The 20,845-nt window shown below is 33.9% G+C and carries 18 protein-coding genes, 1 tRNA gene and 1 riboswitch; of the genes, 17 read left to right on the forward strand and 2 right to left on the reverse strand.

What is annotated here, in order from left to right:
• Positions 1–19 precede the first annotated feature (19 nt).
• The 7 genes from rpsR (at position 20) to AC4CVH_RS12910 (ending at position 7,532) form a co-directional block, all read left to right on the forward strand.
• Positions 20–277: a 30S ribosomal protein S18 gene (rpsR, locus tag AC4CVH_RS12880; RefSeq protein WP_490788149.1), complete on the forward strand. Its 258-nt coding sequence runs from the start codon at positions 20–22 to the stop codon at positions 275–277.
• A 188-nt stretch (positions 278–465) separates the two neighbouring features.
• Complete coding sequence (locus AC4CVH_RS12885) at positions 466–780, forward strand: MazG-like family protein (protein WP_490788150.1); 315 nt, start codon at positions 466–468, stop codon at positions 778–780.
• A 12-nt stretch (positions 781–792) separates the two neighbouring features.
• Complete coding sequence (locus AC4CVH_RS12890) at positions 793–1,782, forward strand: YybS family protein (protein ID WP_490788151.1); 990 nt, start codon at positions 793–795, stop codon at positions 1,780–1,782.
• Positions 1,783–1,807: 25 nt separating this feature from the next.
• Complete coding sequence (locus AC4CVH_RS12895) at positions 1,808–3,787, forward strand: DHH family phosphoesterase (RefSeq protein WP_490788152.1); 1,980 nt, start codon at positions 1,808–1,810, stop codon at positions 3,785–3,787.
• Positions 3,787–4,230: a 50S ribosomal protein L9 gene (rplI, locus tag AC4CVH_RS12900; protein ID WP_490788153.1), complete on the forward strand. Its 444-nt coding sequence runs from the start codon at positions 3,787–3,789 to the stop codon at positions 4,228–4,230. Before AC4CVH_RS12895 ends, rplI begins: the two co-directional genes overlap by 1 nt.
• Positions 4,231–4,242: 12 nt before the next feature.
• On the forward strand, positions 4,243–6,162 hold the full coding sequence (lonC, locus tag AC4CVH_RS12905; RefSeq protein WP_490788154.1) for a Lon family ATP-dependent protease: 1,920 nt from the start codon (positions 4,243–4,245) through the stop codon (positions 6,160–6,162).
• Between the two features lie 29 nt (positions 6,163–6,191).
• Positions 6,192–7,532: a replicative DNA helicase gene (locus AC4CVH_RS12910; protein ID WP_490788155.1), complete on the forward strand. Its 1,341-nt coding sequence runs from the start codon at positions 6,192–6,194 to the stop codon at positions 7,530–7,532.
• Between the two features lie 56 nt (positions 7,533–7,588).
• Here AC4CVH_RS12910 and hsp18 read toward each other — a convergent pair whose 3' ends face one another.
• On the reverse strand, positions 7,589–8,035 hold the full coding sequence (gene hsp18, locus AC4CVH_RS12915) for a heat shock protein Hsp18 (protein ID WP_490788156.1): 447 nt from the start codon (positions 8,033–8,035) through the stop codon (positions 7,589–7,591).
• Positions 8,036–8,386: 351 nt separating this feature from the next.
• Here hsp18 and AC4CVH_RS12920 point away from each other — a divergent pair.
• Positions 8,387–8,462 (forward strand) — tRNA-Thr (locus AC4CVH_RS12920).
• A gap of 58 nt (positions 8,463–8,520) precedes the next feature.
• Here AC4CVH_RS12920 and AC4CVH_RS12925 read toward each other — a convergent pair.
• On the reverse strand, positions 8,521–9,693 hold the full coding sequence (locus tag AC4CVH_RS12925) for a phosphoribosylaminoimidazolecarboxamide formyltransferase (protein WP_490788157.1): 1,173 nt from the start codon (positions 9,691–9,693) through the stop codon (positions 8,521–8,523).
• Between the two features lie 37 nt (positions 9,694–9,730).
• Positions 9,731–9,810: riboswitch (ZMP/ZTP riboswitch) on the reverse strand.
• Positions 9,811–9,916: 106 nt separating this feature from the next.
• Here AC4CVH_RS12925 and AC4CVH_RS12930 point away from each other — a divergent pair.
• From AC4CVH_RS12930 to fucO, 9 genes are all read left to right on the forward strand, one after another.
• Complete coding sequence (locus AC4CVH_RS12930; protein WP_490788158.1) at positions 9,917–10,618, forward strand: response regulator transcription factor; 702 nt, start codon at positions 9,917–9,919, stop codon at positions 10,616–10,618.
• A complete protein-coding gene (locus AC4CVH_RS12935) occupies positions 10,615–11,844 on the forward strand; it encodes a sensor histidine kinase (protein ID WP_490788159.1) in 1,230 nt (409 codons plus the stop codon). Before AC4CVH_RS12930 ends, AC4CVH_RS12935 begins: the two co-directional genes overlap by 4 nt.
• A gap of 63 nt (positions 11,845–11,907) precedes the next feature.
• The gene (locus AC4CVH_RS12940; protein ID WP_490788160.1) at positions 11,908–12,603 is read left to right on the forward strand and encodes an ABC transporter ATP-binding protein; all 696 of its coding nucleotides are present in this window, start codon (positions 11,908–11,910) and stop codon (positions 12,601–12,603) included.
• Positions 12,587–14,926, forward strand: a complete 2,340-nt coding sequence (locus AC4CVH_RS12945) for an ABC transporter permease (protein WP_490788161.1) — start codon at positions 12,587–12,589, stop codon at positions 14,924–14,926. Before AC4CVH_RS12940 ends, AC4CVH_RS12945 begins: the two co-directional genes overlap by 17 nt.
• Positions 14,927–15,198: 272 nt before the next feature.
• Positions 15,199–16,488: an MFS transporter gene (locus tag AC4CVH_RS12950; RefSeq protein ID WP_490788162.1), complete on the forward strand. Its 1,290-nt coding sequence runs from the start codon at positions 15,199–15,201 to the stop codon at positions 16,486–16,488.
• Between the two features lie 29 nt (positions 16,489–16,517).
• Complete coding sequence (gene rhmD / locus AC4CVH_RS12955) at positions 16,518–17,717, forward strand: L-rhamnonate dehydratase (protein WP_490788163.1); 1,200 nt, start codon at positions 16,518–16,520, stop codon at positions 17,715–17,717.
• Positions 17,718–17,890: 173 nt separating this feature from the next.
• Positions 17,891–18,640, forward strand: coding sequence for an IclR family transcriptional regulator (locus tag AC4CVH_RS12960; RefSeq protein WP_490788164.1), 750 nt, complete (start codon positions 17,891–17,893; stop codon positions 18,638–18,640).
• 23 nt (positions 18,641–18,663) lie between these two features.
• Positions 18,664–19,560, forward strand: a complete 897-nt coding sequence (locus AC4CVH_RS12965) for a dihydrodipicolinate synthase family protein (RefSeq protein ID WP_490788165.1) — start codon at positions 18,664–18,666, stop codon at positions 19,558–19,560.
• A gap of 47 nt (positions 19,561–19,607) precedes the next feature.
• Entirely contained in the window at positions 19,608–20,756 is a 1,149-nt protein-coding gene (gene fucO, locus AC4CVH_RS12970; protein WP_490788166.1) for a lactaldehyde reductase, read from the forward strand.
• The last annotated feature ends 89 nt before the right edge of the window (positions 20,757–20,845 follow it).

Consider the following 20,845-nt stretch of genomic DNA (forward strand, 5'->3'; position numbering starts at 1 on the left):
AGGTAAGGAGGGGAATTTAATGCCAAATGATAGAGACAATAGAAGAAGAAATTCAGGCAAAATGAGAAGAGCAAAGAGAAAAGTATGTGCATTTTGTATGGATAAATCTGAGTTTATAGATTATAAAGATATAAACAAATTAAGAAAGTATGTTACTGAAAGAGGAAAAATTTTACCAAGAAGAATCTCGGGAAATTGTGCCAAACATCAGAGAGAGCTTACTGAAGCTATAAAAAGAGCTAGAAATATAGCACTGCTTCCTTTTACTACAGAATAATATAGTACTTATTTGGATCATTAGTGTGAATGCTGATGGTCCTTGTTTTTTATAATAAGTTTAAATTTGGATATAATTTATAATGCAAAATGGATTATATTAAATAAATTATAAATAAATGTCATTCTGTTGCATAAAGTATGATAAATTATTAAAATAATAATAAGAGTTGTAAGGGGATGATACGTATGAAAAAAGAATATTTAAACATAATGCAAAACGTAAAAATAATAGAAGAATTAAAAGCGGATCTTCTATGTACAATAGGAGATTTTTTTAAACTTCTTACAAAGGGAAGTAATGTGGCTCATGATGCAGTATTAGACTGTATTTCCGGGGCAATAATAATACTTTATCTATTGGCAAACAGGCTTGGGTATTCACATACCGAGGTGGATGAAACAATGAAAAAAAAGTTGAAGGCTGGTATAATTGAAGAAGATAAAATTGAGAAAAGCGGGAAGGACCTCAGTAAACTGTACAATCATATTAAAGAAAGATAAGCGGAGGTAAAAATGCAAAATAAAAGTTATAATACTAGATCTATAATTGAAGCGGGATTGACTATAGCACTTGTGGTGACAATTATGCTAATGTGTGTGTATATACCTGCATTTTTGATATTTACAAATTTTATACTCCCGATACCGATAGCAGTTCTATATGTAAGACAAAATTTGAAGACAGCTTTAATATCAGTGTGTGTAAGTGCAGTTCTCATGGCAATATTGTATAATCCTGTCTCTGCAGTTGTTATGTCGGTTACTATGGGCCTTACAGGAATTGTTTTTGGATATTGCTCAAAAAATAAGAAGGATTTTACTACGACTATTGTGTTGCTTTCAGTAGCGGTTTTTATTAGTACAGCCGTATCTGTTTTAATGTACATAGGAATTATGACAAACAAGAGTATATATGGATTTATAAATGATATGATATTAAATCAATTAAAACAATCTATAGATATAAACAAAAGTATTTATTCCGAGCTTGGGCTGCCAAGCGATGAGTTAAATTATATAAAAAATACTGTATCACAAATTACACCTCAATACATAATGAGAATCATTCCTGGCACTATGTTCATATTTTCAGTTTTCAATGGATATTTAAATTACTTAATTGGCAATAGCATACTTAGAAAATTACATTATGATATTGTTCCTGCAAAGCCGTTTGCCAACATACATGTAGGTCCTAAATTTGGAACTTTTATTGGAATATTTCTAATTGTAGGATTGATTTTAGCTAAATTTAACCTTGAAGGCGCACAGTATCTTATAGATTCAACATCTATTGTATTTCATTTTATGTTCATGATAGATGGAATATCACTTGCACTGTTTTATTTAAAACGCAAGAGTAATATGTCCAGTAAACTTATTGTGTTTATTTTGATATTGACTGCTTTTATTGGGTTATATTCTGTTTATATGATTTTGGGATTCATAGATGTTATAGCCGACTTTAGAAAATTGGATTCCCACGAAGTTTGCAAAAAATAATAATTGGGAGGCTTGCTTTTTTATTATGGAGAGTGATGACAGCTATTTTATTAAGAATAATAAAATTTATATGATAATAATTGCAGTACTTATAATGGTTATATTATTGTATAAACACGTAATAATTGCTGTAATAGCTTCAAGCATGTATGTTGTTCTTATAGTATATAATGTAAAGAATATAAAAAGAAGAAGGAACAAATGGAAGAAATTTATTGAGGATTTTTCTTCGAAATTGGATAAGGCCACTCAAAGCACCATTGTACAAATGCCATTTCCACTTGTTGTAATAAAAAGTGACGGACAGGTTTTGTGGTATAATGATAAGTTTTCAAAGGCTGTCGATGGAAGAAATATGCTTGAAACCAATATAGGGAACTTTATAAAAGAGTTCAAATTGAAACAGTTAGACAATAATTTGGTGCTGAAACAGGTTGAACTCGACAACAGATATTATGATATATACAGTAACAGTGTAAATTCATCCGAGAATTGTGATGATAAAATTATATTATTATATTTTTATGATGTAACAGAACTTGTATATACATTAAAATCCATAGATCAAAAAAAGCCCGCTGCAATGTTGATTGAAATAGATAATTTGGATGATGTACTTAAAACTGTTGATGAAAATGAAAAACCACTTATAATTGCAGAAGTCGAAAGAACTATAAATATATATGCACACCAGTTGAAAGCAATGATGAGAAAGTATGAGTCTAATAAGTATATACTTACAGTTGAAAATAAATATATAAATGACGAGATGAAAAAGAAATTTGATATATTGGATGTAGTAAGGAATATAAAACTTGGAAATAGTATTCCGATGACGCTTAGTATAGGAATAGGGCGTGATGGAAAAAGTCCTCTTGAGAATGAAGATTATTCAGTGTCAGCCAAGGAACTTGCATTAAGCAGAGGTGGAGATCAGGCGGTTGTAAAGAGTGGCGAAAAGTTTTTATTCTATGGTGGAAAGACAAAGGAAGTTGAAAAGAGGACAAAAGTTAAGGCAAGAGTCATCACACATGCTCTTGTTGGAATAATAAAGGAAAGTGAAAATGTTTTTATTATTGGACATAAAAAACCTGATATTGATTGTCTTGGTTCAGGAATTGGTATATGCAATATAGTAAGAAGTTTAAAAAAAGAATGTCATATTGTTTTGGATGATGTAAATTCCAGTATAAAACCTATATTCAATAAAATAAAACAGGATTCAGATTATAAAGATACTTTTGTCCATGGACGTAATTGTGTGGAGGATATAAGAGAGAATAGCCTTTTGATAATTGTTGATGTTCATAGTAAAAGTTATGTTCAAGACATGAAATTGGTTGAAAAGTTTGATAGAATAGTTATTATAGATCATCATAGAAAGGCATTGGATTTTATTGATCAAAATCTTTTGAGTTATATAGAACCATATGCATCTTCTACGTCTGAGATGGTTACTGAGATGTTTCCATATGTAGAGGGTAATCCAAAGCTCAAGGTTATAGAGGCGGAGGCATTACTTGCAGGTATTTGTGTCGATACAAAGAATTTTTACTTTAAAACAGGTGTCAGAACTTTTGAAGCTGCATCGTTTTTGAGAAAAGCAGGCGCAGATATGATCGACATAAAGAAATTTTTCTCATATGATCTAAAAATGTATTTGGACAGGGCAGAAATTATACGCTCTGCTCAGATTTATAATAATATTGCTATTGCAGTATGTCCTGATAATATTGAAGACACTGTATTGGCTGCACAGGCGGCGGATGAATTATTGAATATTACAATGATTAGTGCATCTTTTGTAATTGTCAAGGTGAAAAATGAAGCTTTTATAAGCGGAAGATCTCTTGGAGACGTCAATGTTCAGGTAATACTTGAATCATTGGGAGGCGGAGGGCATATGACAATAGCAGGTGCTAGAATCAAATGTTCCGACATAAATGATGTACTGGAGAAGTTAAGAACGGCAATTGATAATTATATAGAGGAGGTAGCAAAATAATGAAAGTTATATTGAATAAAGACATAAAGGCGCTTGGAAAAAAGGGTGAAGTTGTAAATGCTTCTGATGGATACGTAAGAAATTTTTTATTCCCTAAAGGATATGCAAAAGAGGCAAATGACGCTAATCTTCATATATTGAACAATAAAAAGGAAGCTGAAAGAAAACAGAAACTTGAAGAAACAGAAGCCGCTCAAAAATTGGCTGCTGATCTTAAAGGAAAAGAAATAAAGTTGCAGGTTAAATGTGGAGAAAACGGAAGACTATTTGGTGCTATAACAGGAAAAGATATAGCCGATGCAATAGGTCACAAATTTAATGTAAAAGTTGATAAAAAGAAAATAGTTATGGATACCATAAAGAAGATAGGAAATTACGATATTGAAATAAAATTGTATCCTGGAATATCTTCTAAAGTTAAAGTAGTCATTGAAGAAAAATAAGGAGGAAAACTTGTGAAATTGCAGTCTATTGAGGGGTTAAACAAAGATATAGAAGAAAACAAAATACCGCTGGAGAGTCAGGTTGATATGCTTTATGATATAATGCTTCAGGCAATCGATGATAGAACCCAGAAGTCGAGAATTTCAACATATAAACTCCAAAAGTATATAAACAGTAGCAATATATATGAAAAATTATATGCTGTAAATAGAATTGCCAGCAATGGAGGAGGTATTTCAAAAATACCCGATGATTCTAATATTGACGAAGCTCTTGAAGATACTGATAGATGGCTTGCAGATGTTCTAACGAGAAGATATGTTAAAAATAAAATTGAACAGCAGGTTGAAAAAAATTTGGCTGACAGACAGAACAAGTATATGGATGAAGTTAGACTTGGTATAATAAAAAAACAGAAAGGTCCTGAAAATGCCAAGACTTTAAAAAAGTATGCAGAGCTACAGGTACTTGATTCTAAAAGACTGAATAAAAATATACAGGAACTTTTAAGACCAGAATCTTTTGATGAAATAGTAGGTCAGGATAGGGCGATAAAGTCGATTCTTTCAAAAATAGCTTCTCCATATCCACAGCATATAATACTATATGGACCTCCAGGAGTAGGTAAAACTACTGCTGCAAGAATTGCACTGGAAGAAGCAAAAAAAATTAAATATACTCCATTTAATAAAGATGCAAAGTTTGTAGAGGTTGACGGTACAACGCTTAGATGGGACCCCAGGGAAATCACAAACCCACTTCTAGGATCAGTTCATGACCCTATATACCAGGGTACGAAAAGAGATCTTGCAGAAACTGGTACACCTGAACCAAAGCTCGGACTTGTAACTGAAGCGCATGGAGGAATTCTATTTATTGATGAAATTGGAGAACTTGATGATATGCTTCAAAATAAGCTTTTGAAGGTTCTTGAAGACAAAAGGGTTGAATTTTCTTCATCTTATTATGATCCTGATGATGAAGGAACACCAAAATATGTTAAGTATCTCTTTGAAAAAGGTGCACCGGCAGATTTTATACTTATAGGGGCAACTACAAGAGAGCCTTCTGAAATAAATCCGGCATTGAGATCGCGATGTGCTGAAGTTTATTTTGAACCACTTACGGTTTATGACATACAGAATATTGTAAAAAATGCGGCTGACAAATTGAATATAGAATTAGAAGATGGTGTTCCTGAACTTATAAGCAGATATACTATAGAGGGAAGAAAAGCTATAAACATACTTTCTGATGTGTATGGGTATGTTTTATATGAGAAGAGTCTTAATGGTATATTTGATAATTTCAATAATATAAAAATCTCACTTGATGATTTAAACAAAGTAATGGCAATAAGCAGACTCATACCTTTTGAGAATGCGAATAAGCAGGGAAAAGAATATGAAGTTGGTCATGTATATGGATTGGGAGTGAGCGGATATATTGGCTCTACAATAGAAATTGAAGCTGTAGCATTTCCTTCCAGGGAAAGTGGAAAAGGAACACTGAGATTTAATGATACAGCAGGAAGTATGGCCAAGGATTCAGTATTTAATGCTGCATCTGTAATAAGAAAAGTGACTGATAAGAACATGGGAGATTATGATATACATGTAAATGCAATAGGGGGAGGAAGAATAGACGGGCCTTCTGCTGGAGCAGCAATAACCATATGCATAATTAGTGCGATTTTAAATAGGCCTATAAGACAGGATATAGCAATTACTGGAGAAATATCTCTTAGGGGAAAAGTAAAACCTGTAGGAGGTATATTTGAGAAGGTTTATGGAGCTAGAAGAAAAGGAATAAAGCTTATAGTTATGCCGAAGGACAATTTGAAGGAAGTTCCTGAAGGTATTGGTGATTTAGAAGTAAAAGCCGTATCCGATATTGAAGAACTTATGGATATAGTGTTTAAACAAGTGTAAATTGATGAAATATTAGGAGAGATAATTTTATGGATGGACCTTTAAAAAGCATGCCTCACAATATAGAAGCCGAGCAGAGTGTAATTGGCTCTATGCTTGTAGATAAAAACTCCATAGCTCAGGCAATGGAAATTTTAAAGCCTGATGACTTTTATAAAGATTCTCATAAGATTATATTTGAATCTATACTGCGTTTATATCAGAAGGATGTAGCTGTGGATATAATAACTCTCACTGAAGACTTGAAGTCGAGAGATAAACTTGAAACATCGGGTGGAATAACGTATATAAGTGAACTTGGAGGATCGGTTATCTCTACTGTCAATTTGCAGTCTTACATAAAAATTGTAAAGGATAAGTCTACATTAAGAAAGCTGATTAGGTCATGTACTGGAATTATAGAAGAAAGTTACAAAAGTCAGGATGATGTAGTAAAAGTAATTGATGCTGCGGAAAAATCTGTGTTTGATTTATCAAGTGACAGAGATACATCGGATTTTGAACCTATGAATGTTGTACTTGAAAGAGGCTTTTTGGAAATAGAACGACTTTTTAACAATAAAGGTCAGGCTACAGGAGTTCCATCAGGATTCAGGGAACTTGATGCCAAAACTTCAGGGTTTCAAAAAGGAGATATGGTTCTTGTAGCGGCCAGACCGTCTATGGGAAAAACCACCTTTGCTCTTAATATAGCTGAATATGCTGCACTTAGAGAAGGAAAAAAGGTTGCAATGTTTTCTCTCGAAATGTCAAAGGAACAATTGGCATATAAACTTCTTTGCTCTGAAGCACATGTTGATATGTTGAACTTGAGAACTGGGAATCTAAGTGACAAGGATTGGGAAAATATCGCGAGAGCATCGGGACCACTTGCTGAAGCTGATATTTTTATAGATGATACAGCGGCTATATCAATTATGGAAATGAGGTCCAAGTGCAGGAGGCTTAAAATAGAGCATGGCATAGATTTAATTGTTGTGGATTACCTTCAGCTTATGAGCGGAAGCAGGGGCTCTGAAAGCAGGCAGCAGGAAGTATCGGAAATTTCGAGATCAATTAAAGCGCTCGCAAAGGAAATGCAGTGTCCTATAATTGCACTGTCACAGCTTTCACGTGCACCTGAAGCGAGAACGGATCACAGGCCAATGCTTTCGGATTTAAGGGAATCAGGATCTATAGAGCAGGATGCTGATATTGTAATGTTTTTATATAGAGATGAGTATTATGATAAAGAAACGGAAGACAAGAATGTAGCTGAATGTATAATTGCAAAACAAAGAAATGGTCCTACTGGGACTATAAAATTAGCCTGGCTTGGTCAGTTTAGTAAATTTGGTAATTTGGATGTAGTGCATCAAGAGGATATATGATTTAATATTAAAATATATGCTGTACTGAAAGAAATTTTTTCAGTACAGCATATATTTTAATTTATATCGATTTTATTGGTTTTGTGAGTTCCTTTTTCAGATTTTGGAAGGGAGATTTTTAGTACACCATTTTCAAATGAAGCGGATATATTGTTTTTGTCAACATTATCAATATAAAAACTTCGTCTGAATTCACCATAGTTTCTTTCACGTCTCACAAATTTTCCGTTGTCTTCTTGTTTTGTATCAGCTCTTTTAGCTGATATGGTCAAATAATTGTTGTCATATTCAGCAGCAATTGCATCCTTTTTTATTCCAGGAAGATCAGCTTCTATAAAATATGCATCATCAGTTTCTTTAAGATCGGCTTTAAAGCCATTGCCGAATCCATGTATATTCATTGGTGAGAAAAAACTGTTATTGAAGAAAGAATCAACAAAATTTTCGAAATCCGAACCTCTGCTTAACGAATTATTTTTTCTAAATGGAACCATATCAAACATATTTAGTAACCTCCTGATATATTTTTTATTCTTATTACAGTTATTATAATACAATTATAGTCAAAGAAAGTCAAAGTCTATAAGATGATGATTTAGAAATAAATAAAGAAATAGCAAGAGTATGTGTTATATAATTTAGTATAAACAAATTATATTTTAATATGTAATGTTATTTAATCAAATTTAGAAATTATAGGAACTTAATCAAAAATTTTATTTGGATTTTGAGTATTATGTATACTGGATTCAATAAGATGGGTAAGTAAAAGGTATATGTTTCAGTTAGTCTGGAATAAATTTCAGGTTGACATGCATAATTGGTAAATGTTACACTTATAATGTTAAAAATGTGCTCCCATGGCTCAGTTGGTAGAGCAATTGATTCGTAATCAAGAGGTCGGAGGTTCGACTCCTCTTGGGAGCACCAAGGTATAAGCGGTTGTAGAAATAAATTACAGCCGCTATTTTTGCATTTAAAAATATAATTAATGATGGAATAATCTAATTCCGGTCAGGGCCATTACTATATTATACCTATTACAAGTATCAATAACATTTGTATCCCTAATTGAGCCTCCAGTTTGGGCAATATAAGAAACACCGCTTTTCACAGCTCTTTCAATATTGTCACTAAAAGGGAAAAATGCATCTGATCCTAATGATACTCCATTAACTTTATTTAACCAGTCTTTTTTATCTTCAGATGTGAGTATTTGTGGCCTTCTTGTGAAAAGATTTTCTAAATTTTGATTTTCTATCATAAATTCAGGCTTATGATTTAGTAAGATGTCAATTGCATTGTCACGATTTACTAGTTTGGTTTCTTTACGAAAAGGGAGTGAAAGAATTTTAGGATGCTGTCTAAGCTGCCAAATATCAGCTTTATTACCTGCTAAACGTGTACAATGAACACGTGATTGTTGTCCGGCACCTATGCCAATAGTCTGTCCATTAAGAACATAACATACGGAATTGGATTGAGTATATTTCAGTGTTACTAGTGCAATTATTAAATCATTAATGGATTCTTGGGGTATTTTCTTTTTGAGAGTAGGAATATTGTCTAACAACTTTCCTGTTATTTTTACAGTATTTCTTGCTTGTTCAAAATTCATGCCAAATATTTGTCTTTTTTCTACATTTTTAGGTGTGTAATCTTCATCTATTTGCAAAATAACATAAGTTCCTTTTTTCTTTTTTTTCAGTATTTCTAAAGCTTTATCTGAGTAAGATGGTGCAATGATACCATCAGATACTTCTCTACTTATAAGCATAGCAGTTTGTGTATCACATATATCGGATAATGCAATAAAATCTCCATAGGATGACATGCGATCAGCTCCACGTGCTCTTGCATAAGCAGTTGCAAGAGGTGATAAAATTTCATTATTTAAATGATAAGCTTTGTTGAGTGATTCAGATAAAGGGACTGCTGTTCCAACACCAGCTGGACTAACATGCTTAAAGGAAGCTGCTGAAGCAAGCATAGTAGCTTCCTTAAGTTCTCTTACTAATTGCCATCCATTCAGACCATCTAACATATTGATATAACTGGGATTACCATTCAAAACTGAAAATGGCAATTTACCATCATCAACATAAATCCTGGCAGGAATTTGATTTGGATTTAAACCATAACGTAATTGTAATTCATCCATATAAAGTAACCTCCAATAAAAAAGTGCCAATCGTCTGGACACTTGCCCAGACGGTCGGCATATAAATTTTCATACTTCATGTGGTTGATTCCACTTCCGTCAGTAATATGATATTTTTATTTTATCATATGAAAATCTTATCTTCAATATTAGGTACAGTATTGATTTTATTTTCTTTTGTCAATATACTGTAATCAATATAGTAAGAGGGAGAGATACTACTGTGGACAATAAAATTTTAATTTTAGAAGATGATATTAGTTTGCTGGATGGATTGAAATATTCTTTAAAGCGCAATGGCTTTGAAATCGATATTGTTCGTACTGTAGATGAAGCCGCAGGATGTCTGCCTGAGATTCAGATGTATGATTTATTGATTCTTGATGTGACTTTGCCGGATGGAACGGGTTTTGAATTCTGCGAAAGAGTAAGGAAACAAGGCAGTGAGATACCAATCATATTTTTGACGGCTTCTGATGAAGAAGTTAATGTTATCAGAGGATTGGACAGCGGTGGCGACGATTATGTGACAAAGCCCTTTAAACTTGGAGAATTATGCTCAAGAATTCGTGCTTTACTGCGTCGAACAAAAGCATCAAATAAAAGTAATAGCACTGTCATAAAATGTGGGGATATTTCAATTGATTTTCTGGGAAGTCAGGTTTTGCTACGAGGGAAGTTACTTGATTTAACCAGTGCAGAGTATCGTCTTATATGTTTGCTAGTGAGAAACGCTAATCGAGTAATAACACGCAGCAGTATTTTAAATCAATTATGGGATAGTAATTGTGATTTTGTAGATGATAATACTCTTTCAGTTTATGTGCGGAGACTTCGAGAAAAAATTGAAGTTGATCCATCACAACCTGAACATTTAATAACGGTTCGAGGATTTGGATATGAATGGAAAGAGGTATGTATATGAATTTTTATGCTGATAAACAGGTAAGGCATCTTTGCATTTTTTTGATTTTCTTTGTAATTTTGTTTTTCGCTTCAAGTGCTGTAGTAAATGTAATACAGACAAAGACTGTGCAGGAGGCATTTCTATTGCACGACAGTTCCATTGCAACTTCTCTTTTAGAGCAGGGTATTCCAAAAGATGTTATTGCCAAGGCTGTTACAAGTACAACAAAAAGTAGAGCGGGAACTGAACTTATTTCTACTATTGGCGTAACAAAATACACATCCATAAGATTTCTTCCGTATGTTGGTAAGTTTGAGCAAGTAACAGTACGCGCCATGTTTTTTATGGCGGTGTTTTTATTAGTACTACTTTTTGCTGAAATCTTTAATTTTTTATGGAAGAGAGAAGAGCTTTATAAACAGGCATTAAAAGTAATTGACAGATTTACAGAAGGAGATTTTTCATGTCATATGCCTCAGATGAAAGAAGGAACTATATACCGTCTTTTCACTTCCATTGACCAACTTTCCACAACATTACAATCAAAAAATGAAGCAGAACATAATATGAAGGAGTTTTTAAAAAAGACAATTTCCGATATATCACATCAGCTAAAAACCCCACTTGCGGCTTTGTCTATGTACAATGAAATTATTTTCGATGAGCCTGGTAATATTGAAACGGTAAAAAAGTATTCTAAAAAAACCGAGCTGTCACTGAAACGTATGAAAGAGCTTATTCAATCCATGTTAAAAATTACTCGACTGGATGCTGAGAGTATTGTATTTGAAAAGCGCAGCTGCAGTGTATCGGAATTGATTTCTGAGGCTGTTTGCGAGCTGACAACACGGGCGAAAAATGAGAGAAAGAAAATTATAATAGACGGGTCCTATAAAGAAACAATTACTTGTGACAGGCAGTGGACGAATGAAGCTATTGGAAACATTGTAAAGAATGCCCTGGACCATACAGGCTCAGGTGGGGAAGTACATATTTCGTGGAATCGAACTCCTGCAATGATTCGAATTTTTATATCCGATAATGGTACGGGAATTCTACCGGAGGATCTGCACCATATTTTCAAGAGGTTTTATCGAAGTAAAAAGTCTTTGGATACGCAAGGCATTGGGCTTGGTTTGTCACTTGCAAAGTCAATTATCGAGGGACAGGGAGGTATTATATCTGTTCAGAGTACTTTGCATGAAGGTGCTGTTTTTATTATCTCCTTCCTTACAGAAATGTAAGCTGTTATTCACCAGATTGTAAGGTGAGTTTGATATTCTTTTAGAAAAGGAGGTACTTTGATTATGGAAATTCTAAAAGTACAGCATTTATCTAAAATTTACGGTAGAGGTGAAAGCAAAATTAATGCACTGCAAGATGTTTCTTTTACATTAAAACAGGGAGAATTTGCAGCGGTAGTTGGTGAATCTGGTTCAGGTAAAAGCACATTGCTGAACTGTATAGGAGCTTTGGATACCCCAACTTCTGGGAATATATATATTGATGGAAAAGATTTGTTTTCTATGAAAGAGGAGCAGCGTACAATTTTCAGAAGGCGAAATATTGGTTTTGTATTTCAATCCTTTCAGTTGGTTTCCGAATTGACGGTTGAGCAAAACATAATATTTCCCATTCTTCTTGATTACGGAAGAGTGGAGAAGTCGGAAGTTGATGAAATTTTAGAAGTATTAGGTCTGAAAAACCGTAGAAATCACTTGCCAAGCCAGTTATCTGGAGGGCAGCAGCAGAGAGTTGCAATTGGCAGGGCGCTTATTACAAGGCCGAAGCTGATACTTGCTGATGAGCCTACTGGAAATCTTGACAGCAAAAATAGTCAGGATGTTATGGATTTACTGGTTAAAGCTTCACACCATTCAAAACAGACTATTTTGATGATTACCCATAATAATAATTTGACGGCTTCGGTGGATCGTGTGCTTCGGGTGTCGGATGGAATTCTTACAGATCTGGGAGGAAAAGAGAATGAAAAGTTATCTTGATCTTGTGCCCATTTCGGATAAAATTCATAAAAAGCAGAGCAAAATGACACGAATTTGTATTGTACTTGCAGTGTTTTTGGTAACTACAATTTTTGGGATGGCTGATATGGAGATGAGAAGCCAGGAATTGCAGGAGGTTAAAAACAATGGAAACTGGCATGTGATGTTTTCTGGAATCAATGATGAAACAGCGTCAATGATTGCCACTCGACCTGAGATTAAGGCTTCTGGATGGTATGCTTATTTAGAAAATAATGCTAAATATACTGTTTCACAAAAATCAGTTTCTGTAGCAGGGATGGATGAAGAAGTAAGAAATGATATTCTTCCCATGAAAGTTATCGAGGGAAATTATCCAACTAAAAAGAATGAAGTTGCCTTAACTCAAAATGCAAGACTTGGTTTGGGCATCCACAAGGGAGATACAATTATACTGAAAAATACTGATTTTCAGCCGGTAAAACTTTCTGTTGTTGGTTTTGTAGAGGGAACGTCAAAGTTGTTGAAGGAAGATTCGTATGCCCTGTTTTTAACAAAAGAGGGTTTTAAATCTTCAATTCCCAAAAGCGAATATACAAGTAATTACATTATCAGACTTTCCAGGTATTGCAATATGGGAAAAGTTATCGCAGATATTACGAAAAAGTATAAACTTACCAATAAGCAAGTTTTGAAGAATGGAAATTTGATGGCAGTTATAGGGCAAAGCGATTTGAACTATGTACTTGGACTTTACGGAATCGCTGCTGTTTTATTTGTTATAGTAATGATTGCAGGGGTTCTTATGCTTGCAAGCAGTTTGAACAGCAATGTTATGCAGAGGACGGAATTCTTTGGTATGATGCGATGTCTTGGAGCAACTAAAAAACAGATTATGCGTTTTGTACGAAAAGAAGGATTACAATGGTGCAAGACGGCAGTTCCTCTGGGAATAGGAATAGGAAGTGTTGTAATATGGATATTGTGTGCCGTTTTGAAGATTTTATCTCCGGGTTATTTTGCTGAGATGCCTACTTTTGCTATCAGCTGGATTGGCATTTTATGTGGTATGGCTGTAGGAATTTTTACGGTTCTTTTGGCAGTCAGGTCTCCTGCTAAAAGAGCAGCAGGAGTGTCACCTCTAGCTGCGGTTTCGGGAAATATAAATTCAGTTGAGTCAACACGCAGGGCGGCCAATACTAGCATTTTTAAAATTGATACTGCGCTTGGCATCCATCATGCTGTGTCCAGTAAAAAGAACTTTTTATTGATGTTGGGCTCTTTTTCTATGAGTATAGTTTTGTTTCTTTGTTTTTCAGCTACCATTGATTTTATGAACCATGCGGTGAGGCCGCTAAAGCCATGGACACCGGATATTTCTTTCGGAAGCAAAAATCAGACTAATTCATTGTCTCACAGAATTGTAAAACAACTTAAGGACAATTCGAAGGTCTCAAAAGTTTATGGGCGAATGGCTGTCTGTAATATTCCAATTAAGTCAAATGGACAAAACAAGAAAATCAATCTTATTTCCTATGAAGAAAATCAATTCTTGTGGGCAAAATCCAGTTTATTAAAGGGATCTGTTGATGATGTGAAAGGGAAAAATAACAAGGTACTTGTGGTTTATAATTCTGACACTGCTCTAAAAGTTGGAAGTGAAATTCAACTAAACTTTGGAGATCAACAAAAAGAAATTTCAGTGGCTGGGTTGCTTTCCTCTAGTCCTTTTAATGATGTAAAAGGAGTAACAACAGTTATTTGTTCGGAAGATACATTTAGAAAATTGACAGGTGAAACGCATTATACGGTAATTGATGTTAAATTAACGAATAAGGCAACAGATAGCGATGTGGATTCTATCCGATCTCTTGTAGGATCGTCAAATGTGCAATTTTCCGATAGGCGTGCCAGCAATAGAGAGGGAAGAGGAGCGTTTTATTCCATGGCTCTGTTTATATATGGATTTTTGGTTGTTATTGTGCTTATAACAATTTTTAATATTGTAAACAGTATTTCCATGAGTGTTACGGCACGTACAGGACAATACGGTGCTATGAGAGCTATTGGCATGAGTAGCCGGCAACTTGTAAATATGATTACAGCCGAGGCATTAACCTACTCTATTGCAGGAAGTGTGGTAGGATGTTTAATAGGTTTTCCGCTGAATAAAATATTGTTTGAAAAAATGGTGACAGCTCATTGGGGGGATGTTTGGCAGGTTCCTATTGGAATGATGGCAGTGATAGTGTCAATTGTAAGTATATCATCGATTATTGCGGTTTATAGTCCAGCAAAACGAATACGAAAAATGTCTATTGTTGATACTATAAGCGCACAATAATATCAAATATTTTTTTATGGCTCTGTTTAAACAGAGCCATTTTTAGCTTTTAAATATGTATACGTTTTTAAAATATAGTTGACAATAGTAAAAAAAGATGATATTTTTAGAGTATGACATATATATAAATTAAATTCATATATATGAATTGCGGCCGCAGGATTAAAAAGTTGTATGTGAATTTAAGATGGGACATTTGTATTGAAGTTTGAGAAAACGATTAGGGTATAAATCAATCTATTTATGAATTAATATTGAAAGGGGTTTATTGAATGAGAGACCATGTTGAAAAAGTAGTTCCTAACGGACGATGGTTGCATATACTTCCACCATTGGTACTGGTATATATAGTTGCATTTATGGATCGTACAAATATTAGCTTTGCTATTGCAGGTGGTATGGATAAAGATTTGGGCATGACTGCCACAATTGCTGGTTTGGCATCTGGAATTTTTTTCTTTGGATATATGTTTTTGCAGATACCGGGAGGCAGGATAGCTGAAAGGGCAAGTGCAAAAAAGTTTATAGCATGTACTATAGTTGCATGGGGTGCCCTTGCTGCTTTATCTGGAATTTGTCAAAATACATATCAAATACTTATTATTAGATTTTTACTTGGTATAGCAGAAGGTGGAGTTTGGCCTGCCATATTGACTATCATAAGTCATTGGTTTCCGGTACATGAAAGAGGAAGAGCCAATGCAGTTTTTATGATGAATGCACCGATAGCTTCAATTATAACAGGTCCTTTATCAGGGTTTATAGTGTCAGCATTCAGTTGGAGGTATGTATTTATAATTGAAGGGGCAATTGCTATAGTTCTTTTATTTATATGGTTTCCACTTGTTGCGGATCACCCTAAAGATGCTAGATGGATAAGTAAAGAAGAAAGAGAATATATAGAGGAGTGTCTTGAAAAAGAACAGTTAGAGTTAAGTGGGACAAAGACTGTGAGAAAAATACCACTTTCAAAGGTTGTAAGCAGTAAGTTGTTATGGGTTTTGTGTATAATTTATGGATGCTATCAAGCTGGCATATACGGATATTCACTATGGTTACCAAAGATTATACAGGGTGTAAGTAAAAGCGGAATGACAGGAATAGGATTGTTATCTACCATACCTAATATAATCGCAATATTTGGATTGCTTTATTTTTCAAAAAAATCAGATAAAACTATGAATAGAAAAAAATATACGGCATTGCCGATGATTGGATTTGCAATATTTCTGTTTATATCGATACAGTTTAAAGCAAATAATCCGCTGATTTCCTTTATATTCATAGCAGGCTGTGGATTCTTTATATACTCAGCTAATAGTGTATTTTGGACAATACCGGCTCAAATATTTGAATCTGACATGGCGGCTCAATCACGAGGAGTTATTAATATAATTGGTGGACTTGGCTCATTTATTGGACCTTATGCAGTGGGATTTCTTATAACTGCAATTAGTACATCCGCAGGTTTATATGTATTAATAATACTGTTGATTATAGCTTTTGGACTAACAATAATAGTACCGATAGAAAAAAATAATGAAGCAGGTTCAAAAGCTTAAAATATAATTAAAAAAAGGAGTGTTTTTATATGGAATTTGGGACAATGGGAAGAAAAATAAAGGAAATAAGGGCATATGTTGTAGAAGGGGGCGGTGCAGATTATCACGATCAAAAACAAGAACATTGGATAGTTAATCAAATAGCCACGCCGATGAGTGTTTATCCTGAATATAAAATGACAAGAACAAGTTTTGGAATTAATGCACTAAAATCATTAGTAGTAGAAGTAGAGGCTGATAATGGTGTTGTAGGATTTGCGGTTTCAACGGGAGGATATCCAGCAGCTTGGATAGTTATGAATCACTTAGACAGGTTTGTAGTAGGTCAGCCTGTTGAAAACATAGAAAAAATTTGGGATCAAATGTATAAATCCACTATGTATTATGGACGTAAGGGAGTTGTCATGAATGCTATTTCAGCAGTTGACTTGGCTCTTTGGGATTTACTTGGACAGTTAAGACAAGAACCGGTATATGCTATGCTTGGAGGAAAAGTTAGGGATGAATTAAATTTTTATGCAACTGGTCCTAGACCTGATCTTGCTAAAAAGAAAGGATTTATAGGTGGAAAGCTACCATTAATATATGGGCAGGCAGATGGAGAAGAAGGCTTGGAGAAAAACATAAAACGATTAGCTAAGTATAGACAAGAATGCGGTGATAACTTTTGGTTGATGTGGGATTGCTGGATGGCATTAGATCTTCCATATGCTAAGAAACTTATGCAAAGGTCATCAGAATACGATCTCAAATGGATAGAGGAGTGCTTCAATCCTGATGATTATTGGGCTTATAGAGATTTAAAAGCAGCTGCACCTAACAACATGATGGTAAGTGGAGGAGAACATGAGGCTACAAGATATGGATTTAGAATGTTAATGGAGATGTGTGATATTGATATAATTCAGCCGGATGTTACTTGGTGCGGAGGAATGACGGAATTGAAGAAGATTGGTGACATGGCAAAAGCTTATGGAAAGATGGTGGTTCCTCATGGTTCAGGGCCTTATTCACATCATTTTGTAACATCCCAGACCAATTCACCATTTACTGAATACTTAATTATGAGTCCGGATGCAGATGCTGTTATTCCACAATTTTATCCTCTGTTGTTGGATGAGCAAGTACCTACAAATGGTAAGCTTATAGTAAGAGACAAACCAGGATTTGGTGTAACTCTCAATAGAGAACATGGATTGATTGAAATAAAAAAGGGTCAAAGAATATAAGATATAAATTGTTTAGAAACAAAATGATTTATTTTTAAATATAGTCCTTTCACATTATCCGAAAAAAATTTAATAATGTTGATTAATTGACAATATTGAATTAAAATTGTAAATTACAATATATATGTATGAACTATATATACATATATGAATAATGTGAAGGGATGATAATTATGTCTGTAAAATCTGCTGAAAGAGTTTTAAGAATTTTTGAGTACTTAGCTAAATATTCAAATGGTCAAACAATTAATGAAATTAGTAATGGATTAGGGTATGCACCTAGTAGTACATACGCATTAGTAAAGACACTTTTGGATAATGATTATCTGTATATTGATGAAATGAAACGTTATACACTTGGACCAAGATTAATTCAATTGGGAGCTAGTGTATCTTCAAATATGGACATTAACAAAATAGCACAGCCTTTATTGAAAAATACTATGGAAGAATTAGAAGAAACAATTTTTATGGCAATTTTGTCTAAAGAAGAGATTATTTATATTGCGAAAGAAACTAGTGGTAAAACAGTGACTACAAATGCTGATATTGGCAGTAGTAAACCTATTTATTGTACAGGACTTGGAAAAGTTTTCCTTACATTTATGGAAAATGACAAAAAAGCAGAAATTTTAGAGAGCATTGAATTTAATAAGTTTACGGATAATACAGTAACCTCTAAAGAGGGGCTGATAAGTCAGTTAAATACGTTTAAAAAACAAGGATATGCAGTGGATAATGAAGAAATTGAGGAGGGACTTTATTGTATTGCAGTTCCAATTTTTAATTCTTCAAAACAGGTTATTGCTGCATTGAGTGCCTCTGGACCAAAAGAGAGGATGCTGGCCAAAGAAAAACATGTTATCAAAAAAATGTTGGAAGTTTCACGTTTATTATCATATCAGCTTGGTGATATAAAATAATTTGATTAGGAAGAAGGAGCAAGATGGTTAATTTAAAAGGGGTTTATCCCCCAATAATATCTATTTTTGATAAAGAAGGTAATATTGATAAGGAAGCAAATAAGAAGCAGGCAGATTTTCTCATAAAAAGTGGAGTGGATGGAATTACTTATCTTGGCACGTCAGGTGAATTTTCATCTATGACAATAAAACAAAAAAAAGAATTTCTTGATATAATCATTCCTTATGTAAAAGATAGAACAAAGGTTATTGTAGGAGTTGGAGAATGTGCCTTACAAGATACACTTGACATGATAAGATATGTTGAAAAATTGGAAGTTGATGCTATTTTAGTAGTAAACCCATATTTTAATGTATATGATGACAAGATGATAATTGCCTACTATAATAAGATTGGAAAATACACTAATTTACCAATTATTATATACAATATACCTGATTTAAGCGGATATAATTTTAACGCCGATGTTGTTAAGCAGATTGTAACCAATAATGAGAATGTTGTTGGAATCAAGGAATCGCTAAATGATTTGGAGCATATTAAATCTATTATTACAGTTAAAGATGTAAAACCGGATTTTATAGTATATGCAGCATATGAAAATTTGGCGTATGATGCTTTAGACAGTGGAGCGGATGGATTTATTAATGCAACGGCGAATTTTGCCCCAGAGTTTACAGTTAATACATATAAGTCATTTACTGAAGGAAATATGAAAAAGTGTAAAGAGTATGCATTGAAAATGAAAGATGCCATGAAAATATACGATTTTAGTAAACCTATATATTTGGCTTGCAAACAGGCAGCTTATTTTAGAGTTATCGGAGAAGATAAATTTGAGATTTTACCAGCAATGCCACTAGATCAAAAAAACAAGCTAAGTGTAAATAAAGTTATGGTGGAGTTAGGGTTGCTTTAATTGTGAAGACCAAATTTTTATTATAAAGTTAATTGGAGGAGATAAGTATGGTGAATAGATTTATTTTAAATGAAACATCATATCATGGGATTGGTGCTATTAACAATATTGCTGATGAGGTGAAAACAAGAGGATTTAGAAAGGCATTTGTATGTTCAGATCCTGATTTAATAAAATTTAATGTAACTAAGAAGGTACTTGACGTATTGGGTAATAACGGGCTTCAGTATGAATTATATTCCAATATAAAACCAAATCCAACTATAGAAAATGTCAAAGAAGGTGTAGAGGCATTTAAATTATCATGTGCGGATTATATTATTGCAATTGGAGGAGGTTCATCCATTGATACTGCAAAAGCAATTGGTATAATTATTACAAATCCAGAGTTTTCTGATGTTAGAAGCTTGGAAGGAACTGCCAGCACTAAAAATAAAAGTATTCCTACTATAGCTGTTCCAACCACAGCGGGCACAGCAGCAGAAACAACTATTAATTATGTTATTACCGATGTAGAAAAAAACCGTAAGATGGTATGTGTTGATCCTCATGACATACCTGTAATTTCTATAATTGATCCAGACATGATGTCGTCTATGCCAAAAGGTCTGACAGCTGCAACTGGTATGGATGCACTGACTCATGCAATTGAAGGATATATAACTTTGGGAGCATGGGAATTATCGGATATGTTTCATTTAAAGGCAATAGAGCTTATTTCGAAGTCACTAAAAGATGCAGTGGATAATACTAAATCCGGAAGAGAAGGTATGGCACTGGGTCAATATATAGCCGGCATGGGATTTTCTAACGTTGGACTTGGAATTGTTCATTCCATGGCTCATCCTTTGGGAGCTTTATATGATACACCTCATGGTATTGCCAATGCAATTATACTTCCCACAGTTATGGAATATAACTCAGATGCAACGGGGGATAAATATAAATATATAGCACAAGCTATGGGAGTTAAAAATACGGATAATATGAGTGTAGCAGAATATAGAAAGGCCGCTGTAGATGCAGTTAGAAAATTATCCGAAAAAGTAGGAATTCCTAAGGATTTAAAAGATATTGTAAAAAAAGAGGATGTACCTTTTTTGGCTAAATCAGCTTATGATGATGCTTGCAGACCAGGTAATCCAAAAGATGCAACCATTGAAGATATAGCCAGGTTATATGAGTCACTTATTTAGATTAAAATATAATTTCCCTCATGCTGTTAGCGGTTGTATAAATTACAGCCGCTGTTTTTATGGTAAAACTTAACTTGAACTTAACAAAA

Source organism: Clostridium pabulibutyricum (assembly GCF_058242705.1).